Raw genomic sequence first — 24,704 nt, forward strand, 5'->3', positions numbered from 1 at the left:
GCTTATCTGACCGGCGTCGCCAAGGACGATATCGATGTCGAGCTTAATGAGGGCCGTCTGTCCATTAGCGTGAATGTCGAGGAAGACGAGGAGAACGAGGGCAAGAACTTCCTGCAGAAGGAGTTCACTGTCCCCTTTGTGGTGGTTTTGGCCTTAGCCCGTCCCCTGCTGCTAGACCGTGATGACGTTGTCCATTGCCCGGTACTTGGTGGGGACCTCGCCTGCGGTAATAATCGTTGCGTCTCGGAAGTCCGCGAACTTGATGGGCGCCACCATACCAAATTTACTGGCGTCCGAGATTACGAAGCGTTTGGCGGTATGGCGCATCGAGATACGCTTGACCTGCGCTTCCTCGATATCGGGCGTCGTAAAGCCCTGCTCGGCGGCAATGCCGTTAGAACCCCAAAAGCCGCAGTTAAAGTTGTAGCGGTCTAGGGTTGCCAGAGCATCGGGGCCAACGAGCGCCTCGGTCTCGGGTTTAAGCTCGCCGCCCAGCACCACGGTGCGCATGCCGCGCACAGCGAGATGCTGAGCATGGAGCACGGAATCAGTCACATAGGTGACCGATTCGAGATGCGGAAGATGCTCGATGAGTCTGAGCGTTGTCGAACCCGAATCGATGTACACAAAGCTCTCGGGCTCCACGAGCGCCGCGGCGCGGGCGCAGATACGCTCCTTGTCGTCGTTATGGAGGTCGCTGCGCTCATTAAGCGTTAGGTCGCGCGTCACGTGCGCGCGTTCAAGACTCGTCGCTCCACCGTGGACCTTGGCGATGCGATGCGCTCGGTCGAGCGTCTGCAGGTCGCGCCGAATGGTAGACGCCGTCACGCCCAGGGTATCGGCAAGCTCTGGCACAGTAACCGAGCCAGCCTGCTGCACCATCGACACAATCGCATTAAGCCTATCTTCCGCTAGCATCGCTTAATCCTCCTCGGGATACACGACTCCCCAGTCGGCGCGAAGCCTGGTCATAAGCTCCATAACATCAGAAGCATAACCCAGCAGCTCGCGCTTGGAGTCGTCGCCGGCAACGGCCTTCTCAAGATCGGCCATCTCATAGCACAGGGCGTAAGCCTCGGTGCCGGCGTGGACCTCCTCGCGGTGGCCGTCCGCAGTCCACACGATGGTCGCGTGATCGGCACGCGGATAATCGTTGACCTCGATGTAGCACTTATCGAAGCTGATGACCGAGCGCTTGGGCTGCTTGGAGTGGAGCGTGAGGCTCACCACGCCCAGCTGCTGTTCGGAATTACGGCATACGATGCCGCCCGCAACGTCAACGCCGGTCTCACAGGTATTGCCCAGCGAGACAACCTCAGCGGGCTGGCTCGCCATAAAGAGGCGCATGACAGACAGGGCATACACGCCAATATCGAGCATGGCACCGCCAGCAAGGTTGCGGTTGTAGAAGCGGTTGGTCAGGTCGCCGTACTCCTTATAGCTGCCAAAGTTGAGTTGGGCGAGATTCATGCGGCCGAACTCACCGTCATCCATGCGGCGACGCAGCTCTTGATATAAGGGCATGTGAAGCACCGTGGTGGCGTCCATAAGGACGACGTTGTGATCACCGGCAATGGCGCGGGCCTCGTCGAGCTCGGCGGAGTTGAGGGTAATAGCCTTCTCACAGAGCACGTGCTTGCCGGCTGCCAGAGCGGATCGCAGGTAGGTGATGTGAGTGTTGTGCGGCGTGGTGATATAGACTGCGTCAATGTTCGGATCGGCATAGAGATCCTCGACCGTTTCATAGACCTTCTCAACGCCATACTGCTCTGCAAAAGCTTGAGCCTTGGACAGAGTGCGGTTGGCAACGCCCGCAAGCTTGCGGCCGGCAAGAGCGAGAGACTGGGCCATCTGGTTGGCGATAACGCCGCACCCGATCACAGCCCAACGAAGCTCGGGAGCCGTAAAAATATCGTTGGGGAATCGCTTGTCCTGGACCGAGGCAAATGCCGCCTTAGCGGCTGCTTCGGCGTCGAGCGGAGCCTGTTTGGAATCTGCCATTATGTGCCTCCTGAGGTATCGGAAGTCCTTCATTTCTAACAACCCTATATTCGCACAATTGCGCGCGTATCTGCTCGTGTTTGCGTGCTTATTTGCTTATCGGTCATTATTTAGCCATAGTTGGCAGATGTTTGCGCGGTTATGCGCATTATCGCGCAAGGCTATGCGCGTAAATGCGCATGCGACGATCCTTATGAAACATAAAAGGGCGGAACACCATAGCCATAAAAGACAGAGTAGGCTGTATTACTCCACCCCTCTGGGGGGCGCAGCCATCAAAGGACTGTTCCAAACTGCCGGCAGATAGGGACTTCCCTAACTGCCGGCACATAGGGAACGTCCCCAGCTACCGGCGTTTCAACGGCACTCATTTAAGCCTGTCCCCAATGAATGCCAAGCGACGACCACTCATTTAAGTCTGTCCCCAATGAGTAGGGATAGAAAAAGGCCCGGGTGCCTTGGGGCATCCGGGCCTTTGCTAGCAACTTGATGTTGCGGGCAGCTTAGAACTTGTGGCCGCACTTCTTACAGACGCGCAGCTTGTTCTTGCCGTCCTTCTCGTGACCGACGCGGGTAACCTTACCGCACTCGGGGCAAACGAGATTGACGTTGGAGGCGTCGATAGGAGCCTCCTGCGAAACGATGCCGCCCTGCTGGTTGGCAGCGTTGGGCTTGACGGCCTTCTTGACGACCGAAACGCCCTCGACAACGACCTTGTTCTCGGCGGGGAGAGCACGCAGGACAACGCCCTGCTTGCCGCGATTCTTACCAGAGAGAACCTGGACCTTATCGCCCTTCTTGATATACATATATCTCCCCTAACTACAGGGTCTCGGGAGCGAGCGAGACGATCTTCATGTACTTCTTGTCACGAAGCTCGCGAGCGACGGGCCCGAAGATACGGGTGCCGACGGGCGAACCATCGTTGTTGATGACAACGCAGGCGTTCTCATCAAAGCGAATGTAGGAGCCATCCTTGCGGCGGATCTCCTTAACGGTGCGAACGACGACGCAACGGACAACGTCCTTCTTCTTGACGTTGGCGCCAGGGGTAGCCTCCTGGACAGCACCGATGAACACATCGCCGATGCCTGCATAACGACGCTTGGAACCGCCAAGCACCTTGATGCAGCGAATCTTGCGAGCGCCGGAGTTGTCGGCGACGTTCAGCATGGTTTGCATCTGAATCATGGTAGATGTTCCTCCGAACTAAGAACCGAAGAGAGGTGCGCAGCCTTTATACGGCCCGTGGTATGCAAGCCAGGCATACGCACGTCTTCGGAAACGTACAAGTCGTAAGAGCGACTGCTTATTTAGCGCGCTCGACGACCTCGATGAGGCGCCAACGCTTCATCTTGGACATAGGACGGGTCTCCATAACGCGGACGGTATCGCCCACGCCAGCCGTGCACTCCTCGTCGTGAGCGTGCAGCTTCTTGGAGCTGGTCATCATCTTGCCGTACTTGGGGTGACGCTTGCGCTCGGTGATGGTGACAACAATGGTCTTGGCACCGGAGACGGAGGTAACGACACCCGTACGGACCTTACGCGAGTTACGCGAATCAGTCATGTTCTCTCCTTAGGTCCTACTCGGCGACAGCGGATTTCTCCGCTGCGATCTCGCGGGCGCGCTGCTCCGTGAGGACGCGAGCGATGTCCTTCTTCACGGTGTTGACGCGAGCGGTGTTGTCCAGCTGGCTGGTGGCCATCTGGAAACGAAGGTTAAAGAGCTCGGCGCGCATTTCCTTCAGCTTCTCAACGAGCTGAGCGTCCGAGAGCTCACGAATCTCTGCGGGCTTCATTAGTTCTCCTCCTTGGCGGCGGCGGCGTCCTCAGCAGCCCACTTGGCCTCGAGAGCGGCCTCCTCAGCCATCTCCTTCTCGATGCGCTGCTCAGCGTTCTTAGCAGCAACAATCTTGGTCTTGATGGGGAGCTTGTGCTGCGCAAGACGCAGAGCCTCGCGAGCGACCTCCTCGGGAACACCCTTGACCTCGAACATGATGCGGCCGGGCTTGACGACGGCCACCCACTCCTCGGGGTTACCCTTACCAGAACCCATGCGAGTCTCGGCAGGCTTCTTGGTGATGGGCTTATCGGGGAAGATCGTGATGTAGACACGACCGCCACGCTTCATGTAGCGGGTCATGGCAATACGAGCGGCCTCGATCTGACGGTTGGTGATCCAATGGGCCTCGAGAGCCTGGATACCAAACTCGCCGAAATGCAGCTCGGTATTACCCTTGGCCTGGCCCTTCATGGAGCCACGCTGCACCTTGCGGTGAAGAATACGCTTAGGGGCAAGCACTACTGACCCCTCCTCTCGGAGTTACGACGACGAGGACGGGAAGAGCCCTCGAGTGCAGGGTTGGGAACAGGCTGGCCCGGGAGCTTCTCGCCCAGGTAAATCCAGACCTTCACGCCGCAAGCGCCCATGGTGGTGCTGGCGACAGCCGTGCCGTAGTCGATCTTGGCACGGAGGGTGTGCAGAGGCACGCGACCCTCGCGGTACCACTCACGACGGCCCATCTCGGCACCGCCGAGACGACCGGAGCACTGGATACGGATGCCCTTAGCGCCGGCCTTGCGGGCGGACTGGACAGCCTTGCGCATAGCGCGACGGAAGGCAACGCGGCCCTCGAGCTGCTCGGCGATAGACTGAGCAACGAGGTTGGCGTCGAGCTCGGGGCGCTTGATCTCGACAACGTCAACGGAGAGCTGGCCCTTGGAGACGCCAGCGACCTTCTCGAGCTCGGTACGGAGGGTATCGATCTCGGCACCCTTCTTACCGATGACAACGCCGGGGCGAGCAGTGAGGATGATGACCTTCACCTTGTCGCCAGCGCGCTCGATCTCGACGCGGGAGACAGCTGCGCGGGAAAGACGCTTCTCGAGGTACTTACGAATCTCGAGATCGTTACCGAGGGTCTTAGCGTAATCCTTCTCTGCGAACCAGCGGGAGCGCCAGTTCTCGGTGATGCCAAGACGGAAGCCGGTGGGGTAGACTTTCTGACCCATACAGCTTTACGCCTCCTTTCGAGGAGCAACGACGACGGTGATGTGGGAAGTACGCTTCAGAATGCGAGAAGCGGAACCCTTGGCGCGGGGACGGATGCGCTTAAGCGTCGGACCCTCGTCAACATAGGCAGCGGCGACAACCAGGTTGTCGGCACGCAGACCGTTGTTGTTCTCGGCGTTCGCAACGGCGGAACGGAGAACCTTCTCGACATCCACGGCGACGGCGCGGTCGCAGAAGTGGAGGATGTCGAAGGCCTGAGCGACAGGCTTGCGGCGGATCAGATCGACCACCAGGCGGGCCTTGCTGGGGGAAACACGCACGTACTTAGCGACGGCGCGAACCTCGGTGGCCTCAGTTTCAATAGACTTAGTTGCCATTTACGGTTAACCCCCTATTTGGCCTTGTGGCCACGGAACGTACGAGTCGGCGCGAACTCGCCGAGCTTGTGACCAACCATGGACTCGGTAACATACACGGGCACATGCTTGCGGCCGTCGTGGACGGCGATGGTGTGACCAACCATCTCGGGGAAGATGGTGGACGCGCGGGACCAGGTCTTCACGACGTCCTTCTTGCCAGCCTCGTTCATCGCGGTGATACGCGAGAGAAGGCGAGTCTCCACGAACGGGCCCTTTTTGAGACTTCTGCTCATAAGTGCTTTCTCCTAAAACTCGGTATCCGAAATTACTTCTTACGGCGACGAATGATGTGCTGGTTCGAGACCTTCTTCTTCTTGCGCGTACGAAGGCCCTTCGTCGGCTTACCCCAGGGGGTAACGGAGGGACGACCAGAGGTGTGGTTCTTGCCCTCGCCACCGCCGTGCGGGTGGTCGACAGGGTTCATGACGGTACCGCGGACGGTCGGGCGCACGTTCATGTGACGCTTACGGCCGGCCTTGCCGATGACGATGTTGGAGTGATCGGCGTTGCCGACCTCACCGACGGTGGCGCGGCAGGTAACGAGGATGCGGCGCATCTCGGAGGAAGGCATACGGACGATAGCGTACTTGCCCTCCTTACCCATCAGCTGGCAGGAGTTACCGGCGGAACGGGCGATAGCAGCGCCCTTGCCCGGCTGGAACTCGACGGCGTGGATGAGCGTACCGACGGGAATGTCGGCGAGGGGCAGAGCGTTGCCCGGCTTGATGTCGGCGTCAGAACCGGACATGATGGTCTGACCGACCTCGAGGCCCTTGGGGGCCAGGATGTAGCGCTTCTCACCGTCAGCGTAGCGCAGCAGAGCGATGCGAGCGGAACGGTTCGGATCGTACTCGATCGTGGCAACCTTGGCGGGCACGCCGTCCTTGTTGCGCTTGAAGTCGATCACGCGGTAACGACGCTTCACGCCGCCGCCCTGGTGGCGGGTGGTGATGCGGCCGTTGTTGTTACGACCGGCCTTCTTGGGCAGGGGCTCGAGAAGAGACTTCTCGGGCTTGGTGCAGGTGATCTCGGAGAAATCGGAGATCGTCTGCCAACGCCTACCAGCGGAGGTCGGCTTAAGGTGCTTTACAGCCATTACAATCCCTTTCAATAGGAATCCGTTAGCCATCGCAGACAGGGATTCGAGGTTCTGCCTCGGGTGCGATGACACCGGACGTATACACGGTTCCGGGCGTGTCCATTTTATACGCCCAAAACCTTGAGCTCTCGCCTCCCCTATTTGGGAGGCATGAGCTCACTCAACAGCAGCGAGTCTTAGGCCTGGTTGCCAAAGACCTCGATGGTGTCGCCCTCGGCCAGCGTGACGATGGCCTTCTTCCAAGAACGGGTCTTGCCGGCGACATAGCGCACGCGCTTGGTCTTGGGCTTGACCGTCAGGGTGTTCACGCGAACGACCTTGACGCCGAAGATCTCCTCGACAGCGTCCTTGATCTGATACTTGTTAGCATCCTTGGCGACCTCGAACGTGTACTTGTTCAGCTCCATGCCGGAGAAGGAACGCTCGGACACGATCGGACGGATGATGATCTCGTGGGCGGTCATTTATGCAAGCACCTCCCCGAAGTGAGCGGCGATGTCGGCGGGCATCAGCACAGCGTTGTTGTTGACGAGATCGTAGGTGTTGGCCTCGTCAGCGGTGATGATGAACGTCTTGGGAATGTTGCGGAACGACAGGTAGGCGTTGACGTCCTCATCGCGAACGATGATGGTCAGACGCTTGCCCTCAAGACCGAGAGCCTTGAGCATGGCGACGGCAGCCTTGGTGGAAGGCTTCTCGAAGCCGTAGTCGTCGACGAGCACGAGCTCGCCATCGGCCAGCTTGGCGGACAGCGCGGAGCGCATAGCCAGCTTGACCTCCTTGTTGTTCATACGCTTAGCGTAGGAACGGGGCTTGGGGGCGAAGACAACGCCACCGTGACGCCACTGGGCAGCACGGATGGAACCCTGGCGGGCACGGCCGGTGCCCTTCTGACGCCAAGGCTTCTTGCCGCCACCGGAAACCTCAGAGCGACCCTTAGCAGACTGGGTGCCCTGACGCCAAGAGGCCATCTGGCACTTGACGATGTGGTGCATAACGTGGATGTTCGGCTCGATGCCGTACACCTCAGCGGCGAGCTCGGCCTCGGCGACCTTCTTGCCCTCGCTGTTCTTTACTTCAAACTTTGCCATTTAAGTGTTCTCCTTGGTATGACGCTGGGCTAAATGGGCTGGGCCCTTAGGCCATACGGATGGCGACGAGACCATTCTTGGCACCCGGGACAGCGCCCTTGACCAAGATGAGGTTCTGCTCGGCATCGATGCGGACAACGGAAAGGTTCTTGACGGTAACGCGCTCGTTACCCATGTGACCGGCCATCTTGACGCCCTTGAGGACGCGCGCAGGATAGGCGCACTGACCGATAGAACCGGGGTGACGCTGGAAGTGAGAACCATGCGTCATAGGACCGCGGCGCTGACCCCAGCGCTTGATGCGACCCTGGAAACCCTTACCCTTGGAGGTACCGATGACGTCGACCTTCTCGACATCAGCGAAATCAGCGACGGTGACGACCTCGCCGACCTTGTGCTCCTCGCCGTTCTCGACGCGGACCTCACGAAGGAAGCGAACAGGCTCGACGCCAGCCTTGGCGAAGTGACCAGCCATGGGCTTGTTCACGTTCTTGGCCTTGATGTCGCCGAAACCGATCTGGACGGCGTCATAGCCGTCGGTTGCCTGAGTTTTAACCTGCGAGACAGCGCAGGGGCCAGCCTGGATGACCGTGACGGGAACGACGTTGTCGTCCTCGTCCCAAACCTGGGTCATGCCAATCTTGCGGCCGAGAATCATGCTGATCAAGATATGATCCCAACTCTCGCGTGGTCTTGGGACAATGCGTACACCACCGAGCGTACGCCCCTAGAGGACCACTACTTACACGACGTGCTCCCCAGCCTTGTATTTCGCCCGGACTACCTGACAACCCTATTAAGCAGGCATTTTGTCCAGCCAGAATACTCCCCTGGTTACACACAGCTGTTTAGTATACACGGCTGCGGGCGTATCCATCGAGATTCATATTTCACTCACATTGTTTACGCAGGTAAAGTGCGTGGCACGTTCCCAGTGTGCGGCGGAGGGGGCGGGCCTGAGACATATTAAGGTTGCTGCTCTACAGTCCTGCTCACGACGGAGAGCACATTAAGTGCTCTCCTATTCGTGCGGAACTCGCGACAACCTTAATATGTCTCAGGCCCGCCCCCTCCGCCGCACACTGGGAACGCCACGTTGATGTCTGCTAAACCTTGCTCGCTCAGGCTAATGACTTTGTTGGGGGTCCACTATTTGCTGGAGGGTGAACTTGCATTGCATTGGCTCGCCTTCTGCTTGTGGCTTTGCCTCATCGAAATTGAAGATCATGATGGCGCAGTTGGGGAGTTTTGTTGGGAGCTCGAAGCCCTCTGGGGCTGCAGCCTTGATGAATTGGCGGCTGGCGCTGCCGTGGCTTACTGCTAGGAGGGTTTCGATGCCCTCGGAGCCCATGAGATTGGTGAGGGCGCCTACCATGCGTTCTTGCAGTGCGCGGCTTCCTTCTCCTCCGAAGGGGACCAGATCCTCGCCCGGATCCCAAACGTCGGTGGGTAGCGCGTCGTGGGGACCTTCTTCGAAGGCACCGTAGCAGCGCTCGATAATGCCTTCGCAGGGCTCGACTGCTGCGTCCGGGCCAAGGAGCTCGTTTGCGACGAGACTTGCCGTGTCCATGGCTCGGCCTAAGGGTGATGAGACCACTTTGTCGGGGACGACGCCGTGGGCTTTGAGCCATGCGGCTGCCACCCGCGCCTGCTGACGGCCCAGGTCGGTCAGCGGCGAATCGCAGCGGCCCTGGACCAGCTTTTTGACGTTGAACTCCGTCTGACCGTGGCGGAGTAGATACAGTTTCTTCATGCTCTCCCCTTCTGCATAACCTGCTTTGCCGGCACAGCCTTACTCGTGGGTATGCCCTACGTAGTCTTCGTCGATCGTAATCTTGGCAATCGACTTGGGATATTCCGATTCGACCCGTTGTGCCAGCGCGTGCTTTAAGTCTTCGGCACTCATCTGCAGATCCGAGGGACGCACGCAGTCAAAGATCACGTTGGTGTGCGTAGGACCCGGCACACAGCGTAGGTCATGAATCGAGAGGCGGTTATCGATCTCCTGAGCCATGGCGTGAATGCGCAAGCGCATGCTCGCCACCTTGGGGTCATCGGTCACGATGGGATCGTAGTGAAGCGTGACGATCATGCCGTCTTCGTCCCTAAACGACTGTTCGATGTTATCGAGCGTGTCGTGGCTTTCCAGCGGGCTGGCCTCGGCCGCCATCTCGGCGTGCGCACTTGCAAACTTCCTGCCCGGGCCGTAGTCGTGAACCATCAAATCGTGAACGCCCAAAACGCCGGGATAGCTCATGATCTTGTCTCGAATGTGCTTGACCAGCTTAGGATCGGGTGACTGGCCCAAAAGCGGGCTCACCGTATCTTGAATAAGTTCAAGGCCGCTCCAGCCAATATAGGCGCCAACGGCAAGGCCAACCCATGCGTCAAGATTGATGTGCGTCACCTGCGAAACAATCGCACATGCCAGCACGGCGCCTGTGGCAAGGACATCGTTCTTGGAATCCTGCGCGGTCGCATGCAGCGTCTCGGACTCAATGCGATCGCCGAGCTTTTGGTTGAGGGCCGCCATCCAGAGCTTTACGACCATCGAAAGCACTAGAACTGCCACCAGGGCAAGCGAGAACTCGACAGGTTCGGGGTGGATGATGCGCTCAACCGAGGACTTCACCAGCTCAACGCCGATCAGCAGCACGAGCGCCGCCACGACCAGACCCGAGAGATACTCGTAGCGGCCATGTCCGTAAGGATGCTCGGGGTCCGCCGGCTTGCTCGCCAGCTTAAAGCCCAGCACGCTCACGATATTCGAGCTGGCATCGGACAGGTTGTTCATGGCATCCGCCACAATCGAAACCGATCCCGACAGCACACCAATTGCGCCCTTCGCAGCACAAAGCGCAACATTAGCGAGAATACACACCATGCCCGTCAACGTGCCCACGCGCGCACGGTCGCCCTGCGCGCGCTTAACAATCCACTCGACCATCTACATCCGCCCCCACGGTACTGCCTATATATCTATTGCTCAAACGGATTGTAGTGTAGCCACTTTGTCCTTCAGATACAAAAAGGCCGCAACCCACACGGGCCACGGCCTTGGAATATGACAAAGGAATCGTCCTTTTGTCACACAGGTTTATGCGCTTGCTTCAGCAGCGCTCGCCACTGTTTCGGGCGAATCGGCTTCGTCTTCTGCCACCTGCCCCTTCGTCGGTACCACGCCAAAGCAGTAGCTCAGCGCCGCAGACACCGCAAATGCCACACCGCCGGCAACGCAGCACCACAGCAGGTTCGAGATGCCGCCCGTGGCAAAGCCAATGACCATAAGGACATTCGTCATGCCGATGGTATAGGCCGTAACGTGGCCCACGGCCGCAACAAGGCCTCCGACGGCGCCGCCAATGGCCATGTACGTCAGGCACCTGCCATATTTAAAGCCGCAACCGTACAGCGCCGGCTCGCTTACGCCGCCAAGAACACCCGAGATTGAATAGCCCAGCATGAGCGCCTTCTCGTCCTTATCCGCAACGCGAAGCGACGCGCCAAAGGGCATGCCCCAAACGGCGAACGTTGCCATCGTCGCGGCGATCAGGATGCACGAATCCGTTCCCACACTCATAAACTGCGCATAGGCGAGCGATAGGACAACGTTGCTGACGCCGGCGATCTTTAGGAACTCCCAGCCCGCGGCAAGCCCCATGAGCGTGAGCAGCGACACGATGCCACCGGAATTGCCAAGCATAAACATAAGCTGGCCCAACAGCATGCCCAGATAGCTGCCCGCCGGCGCCGTAATACACAGCGAAACCGGAACCATGACAAGCATGGTCGCAAACGGAACGAACGAAAACGCCACGGCCTTAGGGATAACGCGCTTAAAGAAACACTCCACTCGCCATAGCACGGGCACCGAGATGAGAACCGGAATAACAGTCGTCGTGTAATCGTTGACCGGCGCAGGAAGCAGACCATACACGGAAGTCATCGATGCCCCCGTCGTCGATGCGGCATCGACAAGCTTAAGCAGATCGGGCGCAATCAATACGCCGCCCAGCATCATGCCCAGCTGCTCCGAGCAACCGAGCTGGCGGGCGGCCGCCCAACCAAGATAAATGGGCAAAAAGTAGTAGCCGGCGTTATAGAGCCAACTGTAGAACAGGCGATAGATTTCGGAATCGGCAGACCACAGGCCCAGCATGCCTTCGCCCATAATGACGGCGACGGTGCGGAACAACGCCGCGCAGACAATAAAGGGCAGCGCCGACATCATGCTTTTGGACAGATAGTCCACCACGGCCATGGCGTTTGATGAAACCGTCGTTGTAAACGAGGTTCTAGAAACTTGTGACATGGAACGCCTTTCCCAATGTGACATACGGGCCGTCCCTTTGTCACATCGTGCGGTACTGACCGATTGCGCGGTACTTTTGGTAGCGGAGGTTTGTGAGGGTCGCGTCGTCGAGCCGCCCAAGCGTATCGAAGGCATCAAATGCCGAGGACATGACGGCACCGGCGATCTCCTCATGCGACAGGCCCTTATCGTCAACAATGCCGTCGATGATGCCGAGCGCCAGCAGATCGGGGGCCGTGAGCTTAAGCGCCTCGGCGGCCTCATTCGCACGCTCGGTATCCTTCCACAGGATCGACGCACAGGCCTCGGGGCTCACGACCGAATAGGCCGAGCTCGAGAGCATCAGGATGCGGTCGGCCACGGACAGCGCCAGCGCGCCACCAGAGCCGCCCTCGCCTGTCACCACCGAGACAATCGGCGTCTTAAGGCCGCTCATCTCCATGAGGTTCTGGGCAATCGCCTCACCCTGGCCGCGTTCCTCGGCACCGATACCGCAAAACGCGCCCGAAGTATCGACCAGGCACAGAACCGGTCGACCAAACTTTTCGGCCTGGCGCATAAGGCGACGCGCTTTGCGGTAGCCCTCGGGATGTGCCATACCAAAGTTGCGACGCATGCGCTCTTTGGTCGTGGTGCCGCGCTCGATGGCGATGACCGTTACGGGGCGTCCGTCTTTCCAGCCAATGCCAGCCACCACAGCAGCGTCGTCGCCAAAGTAGCGGTCGCCGTGCAGCTCCACAAATCCATCCAGGCCCAGCGAGATCATCTCGCCTGCCGTGGCGCGATCTGCCGAGCGGGTCTGCTTGACAATCTCGAGCGCGGTTTTTGGTGCGGCCGAGCGCTTGAACAAGTGTCCCAGCTTTTTGCCGCGGCGACCCATATGCACGATCTCATGCGGTGCCCCCAGGCCGGGCGCGTGCCCTTCGTGCAGCGCCAGCAGCTCGCCTACCGTGAGCGCAATCTCGCCACGCGGAACAACGGCATCGCAAAAGCCGTGCTCCAGCAAAAACTCGGAGCGCTGGAATCCCTTGGGCAGGCGCTTGTGCATGTTCTGCTCGATCACGCGCGGGCCGGCAAATGCCGTCAGGGCATCGGGCTCGGCCAGGATAATGTCGCCCTCCATGGCAAAACTCGCGGTTACGCCTCCGGTCGTGGGGTCGGTGAGCACCGTGATATACAGGCCGCCCGCCTCGCTGTGGCGCCTAACCGCCGCAGAAATCTTGGCCATCTGCATAAGCGATGTCACGCCCTCTTGCATGCGCGCACCGCCCGAAACGGTAAAGCCGACAACTGACAACCCCAGCTCGGTCGCATGCTCAAATGTGCGACAGATCTTCTCGCCCACCACGGAACCCATCGAGCCCATCATAAAGTTGGCGTCCATAAAGAAGAGCGCCGTATCGCAACCGCAGATTTTGCCTCTACCGCACACAACGGCATCGCGCTCGCCCGAACGCTCGCTCACGCTCTTGAGCTTGTCGGCATAACCGGGAAACGAGAGGAAGTCCTCCGACGCCAGATTGGCATCCCATTCCTCAAACGTGCCCTCGTCAACCGTCATGCGCATGCGCGCGCGACCGCTCACGCGAAAGTGTTTTCCGCAACGAGGGCAGACCTCGAGGTTGTCGTGCAGACGCGCCTCATCGATCACGCGGCGGCACTCCGGGCACTTGATAAACACATGGCGCGCGGGAAACTCGGCGCACGACTCGGTCATCGGTCCCTCGAGGACGTTGACCGTCTTCGCTTTTCTATTCATCAGCATAGAGATGCCCCATCAGATCGGTGTGGTACATGCCCGACAAGAACTCGTCGTTTGCCAGCACGTCGAGCTGAAGCTCGCTGTTTTCGCTCACGCCCTCAATCACGAGCTCGCCCAGGGCCGAGCGCATCTTGCGAATGGCGCCGTCACGCGTGGGCGCACACACGATGAGCTTGCCAAGCATGGAGTCGTAGTACGGCGGAACTTTCGCACCGGTAAACATGGCGGAATCCCAGCGCACGCGCGGACCACCCGGCACACGCAACGCGGTGACCGTTCCGCATGACGGCAGAAAGTCCGGCGTTTCGGCATTGATGCGGCACTCCATGGCGTGGTTGCGGACCGGCATGTCCTCCTGCTCAAAGGGCAGAGGTTGGCCGGCTGCCACGCGCAGCTGCCACTTGACCAAGTCGGTATCGGTCACAAACTCCGTAACCGGATGCTCCACCTGCAAGCGCGTGTTCATTTCCATAAAGTAGAAATTGCCGTCGTCCGAATACAGGAATTCGATGGTACCGGCTCCTTCGTAGCCGACGGCACGAGCCAGGTCACGCGCCGCCTTATGCATGCGAACACGAATGTCGTCGTGTCCGTCGAGGCACGGCGCGGGACTCTCTTCGATCAGCTTTTGGTTGCGACGCTGCACCGAGCACTCGCGCTCGCCGAGCGAAAATACATGGCCCTGCTTATCGGCCATAATCTGCACCTCAACGTGGTGCGCCGGCGCGACGAACTTCTCCATGTAGCACTCGCCGTCGCCAAAAACGGCCTCGCCCTCGGCACGCGCCTCGATGAACGCCTTTGCCGCATCTTCCACGCGATCGACCTTGCGAATGCCGCGACCGCCGCCGCCTGCACGCGCCTTAATGAGCACGGGGCAACCAATGCGCTCGGCCTCGGCCGTTGCCTCCTCGGGGCTTTTGAGCAAATTGCAGCCCGGCACGATGGGCACGCCCGCCGCGGCAGCCGTTCGACGCGCGGCGTCCTTATCGCCCATGCTGTCGATCACCTCGGCCGAAGGACCGACAAACGCCAGGCCATACTTGTCGCAGTCGCGTACGAAGCTCGCCTTCTCGGAGAAAAAGCCATAGCCGGGATGAATTGCCTTAGCTCCCGACTTTACGGCACAGGTGAGCACGGCATCGTCGTTGAGGTAGCTCTCGGCAAGACGCGGGCCACCGATGCAATACGCCTCGTCGGCAAGTTGCACGTGCAGCGCGTCCGCATCGGCCGTGGAATAGACGGCGACGGTCTTGATGCCCATATCGCGGCACGCGCGGATAACACGGACCGCGACTTCGCCACGGTTGGCAATGAGCACTTTGTCGAACATGAAGCCTTCCTTAACTTTCGTGCATGAGTGCAAAGGACATATCGGCGCGGCAGCAAACCTCACCGTTGACGCTCGCAGTACCCGTCGCAAAGCGGAACGGCCCGCGCGCACGCGTGATGGTGCACACCAGATCAACCGTGTCGCCCGGGCGCACCGGACGCTTAAAGCGCACCTTATCGAGGCTCGTATAGAACGGCGTCGCGCCGCGCGCCTCCTCATCGCCCATCAGCAGCACGCAGCAGTTCTGGGCGAGCATCTCGCACTGAATCACGCCGGGGACGACCGGGTTTCCCGGAAAATGCCCCTGCAAAAAGTACTCGTCGCCCGTGATCGTGATCTTGCCGTGGGCCTCGTCGCCCACCAGCTCGGCCTCGTCGAGCAAAAGCATCGGCTCGCGATGCGGTAACAGCTTCTTGAGCTCTTCTTTGTTCATGGATATCACCTATCCGATCCTCATGAGGCAGCTACCGAACTCCACGAGGTCGCCGTCGGCCACGCAGATCTCGAGCACCTCGCCATCCGCCTCTGCCGTCACCTCGTTGAGAACCTTCATGGCCTCGATGATGCAAAGGGTCTCGCCAGCCTTGACCTTGGAGCCCACGTGCACAAACGGTTCGTCGCCCGGCGCCGGGGCAGCATAGAAAACGCCGACCATGGGAGCGGTCACCTCGGTGCCCTTGGGCTCCGGTGCGGCGGCAGGTGTCTGCGCGGCGGGCTCCGGTGCGGCAGGCGCGACTGTGGGAGCTGCAACTGGAGCGGCCATAGCGCTCGGCATAGGCATGGGCACGGCAACCGGCTGCGCGGCGCTCGCGCGCTCGAGCTCGACCGCGGTGCCATCGGGCTCCTCAACGCGTACGCGCGTGAGGCCGCGGTCCTCCATAACATCGGCTATCTCGGCAAGTCTTTTGGAATCCATGCTCTAGCTCCTCGTATATCTACGCAGCGCGATGGCGGCGTTGTGTCCGCCAAAGCCCAGGTTGGTCGAAAGCGCCCAGGTAAGGTCGGCGCGAACCGCTCGATTAGGCGTGTAATCAAGATCGCAGACGGGATCGGGCGTGTGGTAGTTAATGGTCGGGGGCACCACGCCCTGCTCGAGCGCCATGGCACAGGCCATGACCTCGATGGCGCCCGTAGCACCGATCATGTGGCCGGTCATCGACTTGGTCGACGAGACGTGCGCGGCGCGTGCCGCGTCCTCGCCGAGCGCACGCTTAATGCCCGCCGTCTCGGACGAATCGTTGAGCTTGGTCGAGGTGCCGTGAGCGTTGATGTAGAGGCCCTCGGAAGGCTTAACGTCGCCCTCGGCCACCGCCAGCGATATCGCACGGGCGATGCCGGCAGCCTCGGGATCGGGGCTCGTGATGTGATAGGCATCATCGGTGTTGCCGTAACCCACGACCTCGGCATAAATGTGCGCCCCGCGAGCCAGCGCGTGTTCCATGCTCTCGAGCACCAGCACGCAGGCGCCCTCGCCCATCACAAAGCCGTCGCGGTCTGCATCGAACGGACGGCATGCCGTCGACGGGTCAGGATTAGTGGTGAGAGCACGGCAGGACGTAAAGCCCGCAACGGCATCGGGGATGATTGCGGCCTCGGCGCCGCCAGCCAGGATTGCATCGGCATAGCCATGCTTGATGGCGCGGAACGCCTCGCCCACGGCATGGGCCGAGGTCGCGCAGGCGGTCACCACGGGCAGGGTCGGGCCCTTTGCCTTGTGGCGGATCGCGATATTGCCCGAAGCCATATTGGGGATCATCATCGCGATCATATAGGGCGATGCGCGGCGGGGCCCACGGTCGGCAATCGTATGGACGTTGTCAACGAGTGTCTGCATGCCGCCCACGCCTGAACCCACGTAGACGCCCAGGCGCTCGCGATCGATGGCACCTTCGACATCAAAGCCCGCATCGTGCATGGCCTCGTCCGAAGCCGCCATCGCAAACTGAACGCAGGGGTCGAGATGCTTGGCGTCACGCTTACCAAAGTACTCGTTGCCGTCAAACCCTTTTACCTCGGCCGCCACCTTGACGGTAAACGCATCGGTATCGAAGTGCGTGATCGGGCCGATGCCGCACGTGCCGGCGCACATGGCTGCCCAAGTGGCAAGCGCGGTGTTGCCGAGCGGCGATACGGCACCGATGCCGGTGATTGCAACTCTCTGTTCCATCATGGTCTCCTCATCCAAGCCATTCTTCGGCCCTGGTTTCTACATCGCCATTCCGCCGTCGACGCGCACGACCTCACCCGTAATGTAGGCCGCCGCATCGCTTGCCAAAAAGCGCACCACGCCGGCCACTTCCTCGGGGCGCGCCATGCGCTTTAGGGGAATCTGCTCCTCGGTTGCCGCGCGAACCTTCTCCGAGAGCTTTGCCGTCATATCCGTCTCGACAAACCCGGGGGCGACCGCGTTCACTCGTACGCCGCGGGGCGCAAGCTCGCGCGCCACCGCCTTGGTAAGCCCTATCACGCCCGCCTTGGAGGCAGCGTAGTTGGCTTGCCCGGCATTGCCCATCAGGCCCACGACCGAGCTCATGTTGACGACGCAGCCGCCGCGCTGGCGCATAAAGGTCTTGGTGAGCGCGCGCGTCATATTGAATGTTCCCTTGAGATTGACATCGAGCACGCGGTCGAAGGCGTCATCGCCCATGCGCATGAGCAGGCCATCGCGGGTGATGCCGGCGTTGTTGACGAGCGCCCAAATGGAGCCAAAGTCGTTGAGGACCGCCTCCACGCACGCGTTGACGGCAGCGGGATCGGCCACGTCGCATTGATATGCACGTGCCGCGGCGCCAACCGCCTCGCAGGCTTCGCACGTCTCGCGCGCCGCATCGACGCTACCGGCATAGACGACGGCGATATCAAAGCCGTCCTCCGCCAGACCGACAGCGCAGGCGCGGCCGATACCCCGCGAGCCGCCCGTGACCAGTGCCACGCGACGTGAGTCGTTGCGCTCGAGCGCGCCGTTGTTCAAGTTGCCCATGTCATTCCTTTCGGGTTACAGCCCTGTGGACTATGCGAGCTCGTCGGCAATAGCTGCGACCTGCTCGGCCGTTTCGCACGAATACACGCGAACGTCGCTCAGCGTACGCTTGACCAGGCCCGACAGCGTTTTGCCAGGGCCGACCTCAATAAACGTGTCGATGCCCTGATCCTGCAGAGTATGCAGCGTGTCGACCCAGCGCACGGCATGGCTCACCTGGTTGACCAAGACATCCGATGCCGCTCGCGGGTCCGCCGGATAGGGCGCCGCCGTCATATTTGCCATGACCGGAATCAACAGCGGAGATGGCGCGTGGCCGGCTTGGATATACGTCGCCAGCCCCTCAGTCGCCTCGGCCATATAGGGGCTATGAAATGCACCCGACACCGCGACTTTCATAGCGCGGCCGCCAGCCTCTTTTACGAGGACGTCGAGCTCCTGCAGTGCCTCGGGCGCTCCGGCAACAACCGTCTGCTGCGGGCTGTTGTAGTTGACCGGCCAGCAGTCCTCGCCGGCCTGCGCAGCCAGGCCCTCGACTTGCGCCGCATCAAGCTTGATGACGGCGCGCATGCCGCCCGGATGGCGCTCGGCAGCCGCGGCCATCAGCGCCGCGCGCTCGCACACGAGCTCAAAGCCTGCTCGCGTATCGAATGCCCCCGCAAAGGTGAGCGCGGCGACCTCGCCAAGCGAAAAACCCGCACAGGCGGCAGGTGCCACGCCGCGCTCGCGCAGGGCGGCAGCTGCTGCCAGGTCGTGCACGAACACGCAAGGCTGCGTGTTCTCGGTCTGCGAGAGCTCCTCCTTGGAGGCGCTCCGGCACTGCTCGCTCGTCCCCGGGCGCACCTCATCGGCAATGGCGAACACCTCGGCGGCCGCCGGCGATGTCTCGATCAAGTCGACGCCCATCGCGGGGTGTTGGGCACCCTGGCCGGCAAACAAAAACGCTACGCCACCCATGCGCACGCACCCTTCAGGACGCGCTCGGCGCCATCGACCAGATCGTCAACGATTTCGCGTGCGCTCTGACGCTCGTTGACCATGCCGGCAATCTGTCCACACAAAAACGAACCCTCTTCGTAGTTGCCGTCCTTGGCGGCCTTACGCAGTGCACCGGTTCCCAAAGCACCGAGCTCCTCGGCACTCGCGCCGGAACCCTCGCTCTTGGCATAGGCGTTGGTGAAGGGGCTCTTGAGGGCGCGCACTGGATGTCCCGTCGAGCGACCGGTCGCACGCGTCGAAGTGTCGTTGGCCTTCAGGACCATCTCTTTGTACTGCTCCGAGACGGTGCACTCGTCTGCGACCAGAAAGCGCGTACCCACTTGCACGCCTTCGGCGCCCAGCATAAAGGCGGCCGCCACGCCGCGGCCGTCGGCAATACCGCCGGCGGCCACGACGGGAATGTCGACCGCATCGACGACCTGCGGCACCAGTGCCATCGTCGAGGTCTCGCCAATATGGCCGCCCGATTCGGTACCCTCGGCAACAACCGCCGTGGCTCCACGACGTGCCACGAGGCGCGCCAGCGCCACCGAGGCAACGACCGGGATGACCTTGATGCCCGCCTCGTTCCACGCCTTCATGTACTTGGCGGGATTGCCGGCGCCCGTCACGACGACCGGCACTCGCTCGTCAATCACGACCTGCGCGACCTCGTCGGCAAACGGGCTCATGAGCATGACGTTGACGCCAAAGGGCTTATCCGTTTTGGCGCGCAGCTCATGAATCTGGTCGCGAAGCCAGTTGGCGTCGGCGTTCATGGCCGCGATGATGCCTAAGCCACCCGCCTCGGACACTGCGGACGCCAGCGAGGCATCGGCAATCCAGGCCATACCGCCCTGGAACACGGGCTTTTCGATGCCGAGCAGATCGCAGAGAGGAGTCTTGAGCATCTCTACTTCTCCAATGCCGCCTCGACCGTATCGGCGAACTCGCCGACCGTCTTGGGGTTCTCCTCGGTATCGAGCTGGATGCCAAACTCGTCCTCGACGGCAACGAGGATCTCGACGGTGCCCAGGCTGTCGAGACCAATCTCCTCGAGCGTGGACTCGGGCTTCATCTCGACATCGTCAAGACCGGCGGTCTCGCGGATAACGTCGCAAACGCGCTCGAAGGTCTTCTGATCTGCCATGGTAGTTCTCCTTTGTTTGTGCCCTAGGGGCGTTTTTATTTCCTATGTGCGACTACTTCCAACGAAGCAGATAGCCACCTATATCCAGACCGGCGCCAAATCCAACCAAGGCGATGGTGTCGCCTGTGTGAAGTGCACCGGCGTTTGCCAGCCGGTCGAGGGCAAGCGGAATGCATGCGCTCGAAATGTTGCCGGTCTCGCGCAACGTGCGAACCACGCGCTCGTCCGGCACGCCCAGGCGCTTGACCGCCTGGCTCAGGATTCGTTCGTTAGCCTGATGGAATACAAAATGATCGATGTCTTCGACCAAAATGCCCGCATCGATCGCAAGATTATGGACCGTGTCGCAGATGGCGTTGACGCCGAACTTGAACACGCGGCGGCCATTCATGGACAGCACGCTCGCGCTATCTGCAGAAGCCTTAAACGGCGAGGTACCGACCAGACCGGGAACGCGCAACGTCTCGACGTCGGGCGCCGTCAAAAGCTCAACGGCAAGGGGGTTGTCTCCCCCAGCTTCAATCACTGCGGCGCCTGCCCCATCGCCAAAAAGCACGCAGGTGGCACGGTCGGTCCAGTCGAGCGCGCGCGTCATCTGCTCGGCAGCAACAACAAGCACGCGCTCGGCACGGCTGCGGGCGATATAGCCCTCGGCGACATCGAGCGCAAATACGAAGCCGGCACAAGCCGCCGAGACATCGAAGGCAGGGCACGTCGCGCCTAGTCGCTCAGCAACGGCACACGCCTCAGCGGGAACAAGGTGGTCACCCGTCGTCGTCGAGCAGACGATCAGATCCAGCTGGCTCGCGTCGATTCCGGACACCTGGAGTGCCCGCTCGCTCGCCGCTACGGCAAGGTCGTCAAGTGACTCGGTGGTGCAGACGTGGCGGCTCTTGATACCTGTGCGAGTAAAAATCCACTCATTCGAGGTATCGAGGAACTCAGACAGCTCGTCATTGGAAACACTGCGCTCAGGAAGTGCCGAACCTGTTCCAAGAATCGTGAAACCCATCACTAACCTCCTTTGAGTTGTTGACGTGTTTACATCGACCAAGAGAGGATAACGCATTTCAGTCTTTGTTGACGTGTTAACATTAAATTGTCCAAATGCGACAAAGGCTTCACATTGTGTCTATCTCTCGACACCATTGCGTCATTCACTTATTCAATAAGGAGGTAGCAGCCGCTATGGATGCCCAATTAACGATTGTCGACGTAACCGGATCGACCAACGATGACCTGCTCGAGGCAGGAAAACAGGGTGCGCCGCACGGCACAGGACTTGCCGCCCGCGCGCAAACGGCAGGACGCGGCCGGCGCGGCCACAAGTGGGATTCAACCGCCGGCAACCTATTGCTTTCGATTGTCCTGCGTCCATGCGTTAATCCCGCAAAGTACTCTGGTCTTGCCGCCGTCAGCGGCCTAGCGGTGCTCGAAGCACTCGAAAAGCAGGGTCTTGCAAACGAGATTGGCCTCAAATGGCCCAACGACCTGGTCGCGCGAGGACGCAAGCTCGGCGGCATTCTGGTCGAGGCCGCACGCGATAACGAAGGCAAACCTTTCGCCGTCTGCGGCATTGGCGTCAACGTAAACTACACGCCCCAAGAGGTGCCCGATGGCGGCCTGGCGGCAATTGGCCTCTCGGACCTCAACGAGAGCGTTCCCGCCGTCGACATGCTCCTCGATGAGGTCTATCACGCAGTTATAGACGCTGTAGATGCCTGGGCAGAACGCCTCAACGCCAAGGAAGAAGACGCCGGTCCGCTCGCGCCCGTCCACGACGAATATATCGCTCACCTCAATTGGATTGGGAAGCACGTTATCGCCCGCTCCCCCGCTGGAGGCGAGCTGACGCGAGGCGTCTTTAAAACCGTCGATGCCTTTGGTCGCGCATGTATCGAAACGGAAGACGGCTTGCGATCCTTCCATTTTGAGGAGGCATCGCTGCGCCCCTTGAGCGAATAGGACGCCGCAACCACCTACTCGGCAGCATTACCCCGCAGTCCAAACCATCATTCAAAACAAAAGGGCCCCGCTGCCGTTACGGCAGCGGGGCCCTTTAAGCTATGAGCGATATCGCTTAGAGCTTGATGTCGATGTCGACGCCAGCGGGGAGGTCGAGACGCATGAGCGAATCAACGGTGCCCGAGGTGGGGTCGAGGATGTCGATGAGGCGCTTGTGGGTGCGCATCTCGAACTGCTCACGGGAGTCCTTGTTCACGTGCGGCGAGCGGATAACCGTGTACAGGTTGCGCTCGGTGGGCAGGGGGACAGGACCGGAAACGCGAGCGCCGGTCTTCTGAGCGGTCTCGACGATGAGCTTCGCGGACTGATCGACGACCTCGTGATCATAGCCCTTGAGGCGAATGCGGATCTTCTGGGTAGCCAACTTAAACCTCCAAAGAGTGCGAGAGATGTTCTCGCGGATTACGTAACAGGGAGCTCGAACTTAGGCGTTCTTGCTCATGACCTCGTCCACAATGGACTTGGGCGCGGGCTCATAAGAGTCGAACTGCATCGTGTAGGATGCACGGCCCTGGGTCTGGGAGCGAAGGTCGGTAGCGTAACCGAACATCTCGCCCAGCGGCACCTTGGCACGGATGAGCTTGCTGTTCTTGCGATCCTCCATGCCCTCGATCTTGCCGCGGCGACCGGAGAGGTTGCCCATAACGTCGCCCATGTACTGCTCGGGGGTCTCGACCTCGACAGCCATGATCGGCTCGAGCAGCTGCGGATCGGACTTCTTGAGGGCGTCCTTGATAGCCATGGAACCGGCGATCTTGAAGGCGGCCTCGGAGGAGTCGACCTCGTGGTAAGAACCGTCGAACAGGGTGACCTTAACGTCGAGGACCGGGAAGCCGGCGATAACACCGGTGTTCAGGGCCTCCTGGATGCCCTTGTCGATGGACGGGATGTACTCCTTGGGCACGACGCCGCCGACGATAGCGTTGACGAACTCGTAGCCGAAGCCCTCCTCCATCTTCTCGAGCTTGATGACAGCATGGCCGTACTGACCGCGACCGCCGGACTGACGGACGAACTTGCCCTCAGCCTTCTCGACGTCGTGACCAGCGGTCTCGCGGTAGGCAACCTGGGGCTTACCAACGTTAGCGTCAACCTTGAACTCGCGGAGCAGACGGTCGACGATGATCTCGAGGTGCAGCTCGCCCATGCCGGCGATGATGGTCTGGCCGGTCTCGTGGTTGGTGGACACCTGGAAGGTCGGGTCCTCCTCGGCGAGCTTGGTCAGAGCCAGGGACATCTTGTCCTGCTCGGCCTTAGTCTTGGGCTCGATGGCAACGTCGATAACGGGCTTAGCGAACTCGATCTTCTCGAGGACGATCTCCTTGCCCTCGGCGCACAGGGTGTCACCGGTGGTGGAGTTCTTGAAACCGACGCAAGCGACGATGTCGCCGGCGGCAGCGTCGTCACGGTCGATACGCTCGGCAGCGTTCATCTCGAGGATGCGGCCGAGGCGCTCGCGCTGACCGTTGGAGGCGTTGACCACGTAGGAGCCGGACTCGGCACGGCCGGAGTAAACGCGGACGTAGGTGAGCTTACCGACGAACGGGTCGGTCATGATCTTGAAGACCAGGCCGGAGAAGGGCTCGTCGAAGGAAGGATGACGCTGGATCTCCTCGCCGGTGTCCGGATCGGTACCAGTGACGGCCTCAACGTCAAGCGGGCTGGGCAGGTAGTCGACGACAGCGTCGAGCAGCTCCTGAACACCCTTGTTCTTGTAGGCGGAACCCACGAAGACGAGGTTGAGCTCGTTGGCCAGAACGCCCTTGCGCAGAGCAGCCTTGAGCTCCTCGACGGTGAAGTCCTCCTCCATGAGGATCTTCTCCATGAGCTCGTCGTCAAAGCTGGCAGCAGCGTCGAGGAGCTCCTCGCGCTTGGTGGCAGCGATGTCGGCGAACTCAGCCGGGATCTCGTCCATCGGCTCGGGGTAGGTCATGCCCTTGTCGTCGGCCTTGAAGTCCCATGCGGTCATGGTGACGAGGTCGATGACGCCCCAGAAGTTGTCCTCGGCGCCCATCGGGACCTGAGCGGCCACAGCGTTGGCGTCGAGACGATCCTTCATGGTCTCGATAGCGTTGAAGAAGTCAGCGCCCACGCGGTCATACTTGTTGATGAAGGCGATGCGGGGGACGTTGAAGGTAGAAGCCTGACGCCAAACGGTCTCAGACTGGGGCTGAACGCCGGCAACGGCGTCGAAGACGGCGACAGCACCATCGAGGACGCGCAGGCAGCGCTCGACCTCGGCGGTGAAGTCAACGTGGCCCGGGGTGTCGATGATCTGGATGCGGTAGTCCTTACCGTCCTTGTTCCAGAAGCACGTGGTAGCAGCGGAGGTAATGGTTACGCCGCGCTCCTGCTCCTGAACCATCCAGTCCATGGTGGCAGCGCCCTCATGGACCTCACCGATCTTGTGGGTCTTACCGGTGTAGTAAAGAATACGCTCGGTCGTGGTGGTCTTACCGGCATCGATGTGGGCCATGATGCCGATGTTACGGGTATCGGAAAGCTTGTACTTAGGCTTAGCCATGTTAGTTCCTTACC

At 60.6% G+C, this 24,704-nt stretch carries 29 protein-coding genes and 2 pseudogenes; 2 read left to right on the forward strand and 29 right to left on the reverse strand.

The window, feature by feature from the left end:
- A pseudogene (locus tag AAAX36_RS02270) lies at positions 1-126 on the forward strand (Hsp20/alpha crystallin family protein); the annotation flags it as partial.
- A gap of 45 nt (positions 127-171) precedes the next feature.
- On the opposite strand, the gene AAAX36_RS02275 reads toward AAAX36_RS02270, so the two are convergent.
- From AAAX36_RS02275 to AAAX36_RS02405, 27 genes and pseudogenes are all read right to left on the reverse strand, one after another.
- Positions 172-918 carry a DeoR/GlpR family DNA-binding transcription regulator gene (locus AAAX36_RS02275; RefSeq protein ID WP_349073855.1) on the reverse strand — a complete coding sequence of 249 codons (747 nt, stop codon included), beginning with the start codon at positions 916-918 and terminating at the stop codon, positions 172-174.
- 3 nt (positions 919-921) lie between these two features.
- The gene (locus AAAX36_RS02280) at positions 922-2,001 is read right to left on the reverse strand and encodes a Gfo/Idh/MocA family oxidoreductase (RefSeq protein ID WP_349073856.1); all 1,080 of its coding nucleotides are present in this window, start codon (positions 1,999-2,001) and stop codon (positions 922-924) included.
- 503 nt (positions 2,002-2,504) lie between these two features.
- Complete coding sequence (gene rplX, locus AAAX36_RS02285) at positions 2,505-2,810, reverse strand: 50S ribosomal protein L24 (protein WP_117773438.1); 306 nt, start codon at positions 2,808-2,810, stop codon at positions 2,505-2,507.
- 13 nt (positions 2,811-2,823) lie between these two features.
- A complete protein-coding gene (gene rplN, locus AAAX36_RS02290) occupies positions 2,824-3,192 on the reverse strand; it encodes a 50S ribosomal protein L14 (RefSeq protein WP_006235041.1) in 369 nt (122 codons plus the stop codon).
- A 118-nt stretch (positions 3,193-3,310) separates the two neighbouring features.
- Positions 3,311-3,571 carry a 30S ribosomal protein S17 gene (rpsQ, locus tag AAAX36_RS02295; RefSeq protein WP_006235040.1) on the reverse strand — a complete coding sequence of 87 codons (261 nt, stop codon included), beginning with the start codon at positions 3,569-3,571 and terminating at the stop codon, positions 3,311-3,313.
- 16 nt (positions 3,572-3,587) lie between these two features.
- Positions 3,588-3,803, reverse strand: coding sequence for a 50S ribosomal protein L29 (gene rpmC / locus AAAX36_RS02300; protein WP_006235039.1), 216 nt, complete (start codon positions 3,801-3,803; stop codon positions 3,588-3,590).
- Positions 3,804-3,910: 107 nt separating this feature from the next.
- Positions 3,911-4,306: pseudogene (gene rplP / locus AAAX36_RS02305) on the reverse strand (50S ribosomal protein L16); the annotation flags it as partial.
- Entirely contained in the window at positions 4,306-5,016 is a 711-nt protein-coding gene (gene rpsC, locus AAAX36_RS02310) for a 30S ribosomal protein S3 (RefSeq protein WP_006235037.1), read from the reverse strand. The gene rpsC and the pseudogene rplP, both read right to left, overlap by 1 nt.
- A 6-nt stretch (positions 5,017-5,022) precedes the next feature.
- Positions 5,023-5,394 carry a 50S ribosomal protein L22 gene (gene rplV, locus AAAX36_RS02315; protein ID WP_006235036.1) on the reverse strand — a complete coding sequence of 124 codons (372 nt, stop codon included), beginning with the start codon at positions 5,392-5,394 and terminating at the stop codon, positions 5,023-5,025.
- A 14-nt stretch (positions 5,395-5,408) separates the two neighbouring features.
- Positions 5,409-5,669: a 30S ribosomal protein S19 gene (gene rpsS, locus AAAX36_RS02320; protein ID WP_006235035.1), complete on the reverse strand. Its 261-nt coding sequence runs from the start codon at positions 5,667-5,669 to the stop codon at positions 5,409-5,411.
- A gap of 32 nt (positions 5,670-5,701) precedes the next feature.
- Positions 5,702-6,532: a 50S ribosomal protein L2 gene (rplB, locus tag AAAX36_RS02325; RefSeq protein WP_349073857.1), complete on the reverse strand. Its 831-nt coding sequence runs from the start codon at positions 6,530-6,532 to the stop codon at positions 5,702-5,704.
- Between the two features lie 179 nt (positions 6,533-6,711).
- Entirely contained in the window at positions 6,712-6,999 is a 288-nt protein-coding gene (gene rplW, locus AAAX36_RS02330) for a 50S ribosomal protein L23 (RefSeq protein WP_022094197.1), read from the reverse strand.
- Positions 7,000-7,626, reverse strand: a complete 627-nt coding sequence (rplD, locus tag AAAX36_RS02335; RefSeq protein WP_006235032.1) for a 50S ribosomal protein L4 — start codon at positions 7,624-7,626, stop codon at positions 7,000-7,002.
- A 46-nt stretch (positions 7,627-7,672) separates the two neighbouring features.
- Positions 7,673-8,293, reverse strand: a complete 621-nt coding sequence (rplC, locus tag AAAX36_RS02340) for a 50S ribosomal protein L3 (RefSeq protein ID WP_035137484.1) — start codon at positions 8,291-8,293, stop codon at positions 7,673-7,675.
- A 459-nt stretch (positions 8,294-8,752) separates the two neighbouring features.
- Positions 8,753-9,379: a histidine phosphatase family protein gene (locus AAAX36_RS02345; RefSeq protein ID WP_349073858.1), complete on the reverse strand. Its 627-nt coding sequence runs from the start codon at positions 9,377-9,379 to the stop codon at positions 8,753-8,755.
- A gap of 39 nt (positions 9,380-9,418) precedes the next feature.
- Entirely contained in the window at positions 9,419-10,573 is a 1,155-nt protein-coding gene (locus AAAX36_RS02350; RefSeq protein ID WP_349073859.1) for a cation diffusion facilitator family transporter, read from the reverse strand.
- Between the two features lie 150 nt (positions 10,574-10,723).
- Positions 10,724-11,938: a PTS transporter subunit EIIC gene (locus AAAX36_RS02355; RefSeq protein ID WP_349073860.1), complete on the reverse strand. Its 1,215-nt coding sequence runs from the start codon at positions 11,936-11,938 to the stop codon at positions 10,724-10,726.
- A gap of 40 nt (positions 11,939-11,978) precedes the next feature.
- Positions 11,979-13,703 carry an acetyl-CoA carboxylase, carboxyltransferase subunit beta gene (gene accD / locus AAAX36_RS02360; protein ID WP_349073861.1) on the reverse strand — a complete coding sequence of 575 codons (1,725 nt, stop codon included), beginning with the start codon at positions 13,701-13,703 and terminating at the stop codon, positions 11,979-11,981.
- Positions 13,690-15,033, reverse strand: coding sequence for an acetyl-CoA carboxylase biotin carboxylase subunit (locus AAAX36_RS02365; protein WP_349073862.1), 1,344 nt, complete (start codon positions 15,031-15,033; stop codon positions 13,690-13,692). The genes accD and AAAX36_RS02365 overlap by 14 nt, the downstream gene beginning before the upstream one ends.
- Before the next feature lie 10 nt (positions 15,034-15,043).
- Positions 15,044-15,466: a 3-hydroxyacyl-ACP dehydratase FabZ gene (fabZ, locus tag AAAX36_RS02370; RefSeq protein ID WP_022094192.1), complete on the reverse strand. Its 423-nt coding sequence runs from the start codon at positions 15,464-15,466 to the stop codon at positions 15,044-15,046.
- Between the two features lie 9 nt (positions 15,467-15,475).
- Positions 15,476-15,949: an acetyl-CoA carboxylase biotin carboxyl carrier protein gene (gene accB, locus AAAX36_RS02375; RefSeq protein WP_022094191.1), complete on the reverse strand. Its 474-nt coding sequence runs from the start codon at positions 15,947-15,949 to the stop codon at positions 15,476-15,478.
- Between the two features lie 3 nt (positions 15,950-15,952).
- Positions 15,953-17,200, reverse strand: a complete 1,248-nt coding sequence (gene fabF / locus AAAX36_RS02380) for a beta-ketoacyl-ACP synthase II (RefSeq protein WP_349073863.1) — start codon at positions 17,198-17,200, stop codon at positions 15,953-15,955.
- Between the two features lie 39 nt (positions 17,201-17,239).
- Positions 17,240-18,013, reverse strand: coding sequence for a 3-oxoacyl-[acyl-carrier-protein] reductase (fabG, locus tag AAAX36_RS02385; protein WP_195625289.1), 774 nt, complete (start codon positions 18,011-18,013; stop codon positions 17,240-17,242).
- Between the two features lie 30 nt (positions 18,014-18,043).
- Positions 18,044-18,970, reverse strand: coding sequence for an ACP S-malonyltransferase (locus AAAX36_RS02390; RefSeq protein WP_195625288.1), 927 nt, complete (start codon positions 18,968-18,970; stop codon positions 18,044-18,046).
- Entirely contained in the window at positions 18,958-19,902 is a 945-nt protein-coding gene (gene fabK, locus AAAX36_RS02395) for an enoyl-[acyl-carrier-protein] reductase FabK (protein ID WP_349073864.1), read from the reverse strand. The genes AAAX36_RS02390 and fabK overlap by 13 nt, the downstream gene beginning before the upstream one ends.
- Positions 19,903-19,904: 2 nt before the next feature.
- Positions 19,905-20,141, reverse strand: a complete 237-nt coding sequence (locus tag AAAX36_RS02400; protein ID WP_006235019.1) for an acyl carrier protein — start codon at positions 20,139-20,141, stop codon at positions 19,905-19,907.
- A 52-nt stretch (positions 20,142-20,193) separates the two neighbouring features.
- A complete protein-coding gene (locus AAAX36_RS02405) occupies positions 20,194-21,153 on the reverse strand; it encodes a beta-ketoacyl-ACP synthase III (protein ID WP_349073865.1) in 960 nt (319 codons plus the stop codon).
- Positions 21,154-21,329: 176 nt separating this feature from the next.
- Between AAAX36_RS02405 and AAAX36_RS02410 the strand changes: the two genes are divergently transcribed.
- Positions 21,330-22,106: a biotin--[acetyl-CoA-carboxylase] ligase gene (locus AAAX36_RS02410; RefSeq protein ID WP_349073866.1), complete on the forward strand. Its 777-nt coding sequence runs from the start codon at positions 21,330-21,332 to the stop codon at positions 22,104-22,106.
- A gap of 115 nt (positions 22,107-22,221) precedes the next feature.
- Here AAAX36_RS02410 and rpsJ read toward each other — a convergent pair whose 3' ends face one another.
- A complete protein-coding gene (rpsJ, locus tag AAAX36_RS02415; protein ID WP_022094184.1) occupies positions 22,222-22,530 on the reverse strand; it encodes a 30S ribosomal protein S10 in 309 nt (102 codons plus the stop codon).
- Between the two features lie 60 nt (positions 22,531-22,590).
- Positions 22,591-24,690 carry an elongation factor G gene (gene fusA / locus AAAX36_RS02420; protein WP_117790123.1) on the reverse strand — a complete coding sequence of 700 codons (2,100 nt, stop codon included), beginning with the start codon at positions 24,688-24,690 and terminating at the stop codon, positions 22,591-22,593.
- Positions 24,691-24,704: the final 14 nt, after the last annotated feature.

Source organism: Collinsella sp. CLA-ER-H10, assembly GCF_040092475.1.
Classification (GTDB): domain Bacteria; phylum Actinomycetota; class Coriobacteriia; order Coriobacteriales; family Coriobacteriaceae; genus Collinsella.

Coding starts and splice junctions, on each gene's coding strand:
- AAAX36_RS02275 (WP_349073855.1), bottom strand. CDS start 918: ATGCTAGCGGAAGATAGGCTTAATGCGATTGTGTCGATGGTGCAGCAG.
- AAAX36_RS02280 (WP_349073856.1), bottom strand. CDS start 2,001: ATGGCAGATTCCAAACAGGCTCCGCTCGACGCCGAAGCAGCCGCTAAG.
- rplX (WP_117773438.1), bottom strand. CDS start 2,810: ATGTATATCAAGAAGGGCGATAAGGTCCAGGTTCTCTCTGGTAAGAAT.
- rplN (WP_006235041.1), bottom strand. CDS start 3,192: ATGATTCAGATGCAAACCATGCTGAACGTCGCCGACAACTCCGGCGCT.
- rpsQ (WP_006235040.1), bottom strand. CDS start 3,571: ATGACTGATTCGCGTAACTCGCGTAAGGTCCGTACGGGTGTCGTTACC.
- rpmC (WP_006235039.1), bottom strand. CDS start 3,803: ATGAAGCCCGCAGAGATTCGTGAGCTCTCGGACGCTCAGCTCGTTGAG.
- rpsC (WP_006235037.1), bottom strand. CDS start 5,016: ATGGGTCAGAAAGTCTACCCCACCGGCTTCCGTCTTGGCATCACCGAG.
- rplV (WP_006235036.1), bottom strand. CDS start 5,394: ATGGCAACTAAGTCTATTGAAACTGAGGCCACCGAGGTTCGCGCCGTC.
- rpsS (WP_006235035.1), bottom strand. CDS start 5,669: ATGAGCAGAAGTCTCAAAAAGGGCCCGTTCGTGGAGACTCGCCTTCTC.
- rplB (WP_349073857.1), bottom strand. CDS start 6,532: ATGGCTGTAAAGCACCTTAAGCCGACCTCCGCTGGTAGGCGTTGGCAG.
- rplW (WP_022094197.1), bottom strand. CDS start 6,999: ATGACCGCCCACGAGATCATCATCCGTCCGATCGTGTCCGAGCGTTCC.
- rplD (WP_006235032.1), bottom strand. CDS start 7,626: ATGGCAAAGTTTGAAGTAAAGAACAGCGAGGGCAAGAAGGTCGCCGAG.
- AAAX36_RS02345 (WP_349073858.1), bottom strand. CDS start 9,379: ATGAAGAAACTGTATCTACTCCGCCACGGTCAGACGGAGTTCAACGTC.
- AAAX36_RS02350 (WP_349073859.1), bottom strand. CDS start 10,573: ATGGTCGAGTGGATTGTTAAGCGCGCGCAGGGCGACCGTGCGCGCGTG.
- AAAX36_RS02355 (WP_349073860.1), bottom strand. CDS start 11,938: ATGTCACAAGTTTCTAGAACCTCGTTTACAACGACGGTTTCATCAAAC.
- accD (WP_349073861.1), bottom strand. CDS start 13,703: ATGCTGATGAATAGAAAAGCGAAGACGGTCAACGTCCTCGAGGGACCG.
- AAAX36_RS02365 (WP_349073862.1), bottom strand. CDS start 15,033: ATGTTCGACAAAGTGCTCATTGCCAACCGTGGCGAAGTCGCGGTCCGT.
- fabZ (WP_022094192.1), bottom strand. CDS start 15,466: ATGAACAAAGAAGAGCTCAAGAAGCTGTTACCGCATCGCGAGCCGATG.
- accB (WP_022094191.1), bottom strand. CDS start 15,949: ATGGATTCCAAAAGACTTGCCGAGATAGCCGATGTTATGGAGGACCGC.
- fabF (WP_349073863.1), bottom strand. CDS start 17,200: ATGGAACAGAGAGTTGCAATCACCGGCATCGGTGCCGTATCGCCGCTC.
- fabG (WP_195625289.1), bottom strand. CDS start 18,013: ATGGGCAACTTGAACAACGGCGCGCTCGAGCGCAACGACTCACGTCGC.
- AAAX36_RS02390 (WP_195625288.1), bottom strand. CDS start 18,970: ATGGGTGGCGTAGCGTTTTTGTTTGCCGGCCAGGGTGCCCAACACCCC.
- fabK (WP_349073864.1), bottom strand. CDS start 19,902: ATGCTCAAGACTCCTCTCTGCGATCTGCTCGGCATCGAAAAGCCCGTG.
- AAAX36_RS02400 (WP_006235019.1), bottom strand. CDS start 20,141: ATGGCAGATCAGAAGACCTTCGAGCGCGTTTGCGACGTTATCCGCGAG.
- AAAX36_RS02405 (WP_349073865.1), bottom strand. CDS start 21,153: ATGGGTTTCACGATTCTTGGAACAGGTTCGGCACTTCCTGAGCGCAGT.
- AAAX36_RS02410 (WP_349073866.1), top strand. CDS start 21,330: ATGGATGCCCAATTAACGATTGTCGACGTAACCGGATCGACCAACGAT.
- fusA (WP_117790123.1), bottom strand. CDS start 24,690: ATGGCTAAGCCTAAGTACAAGCTTTCCGATACCCGTAACATCGGCATC.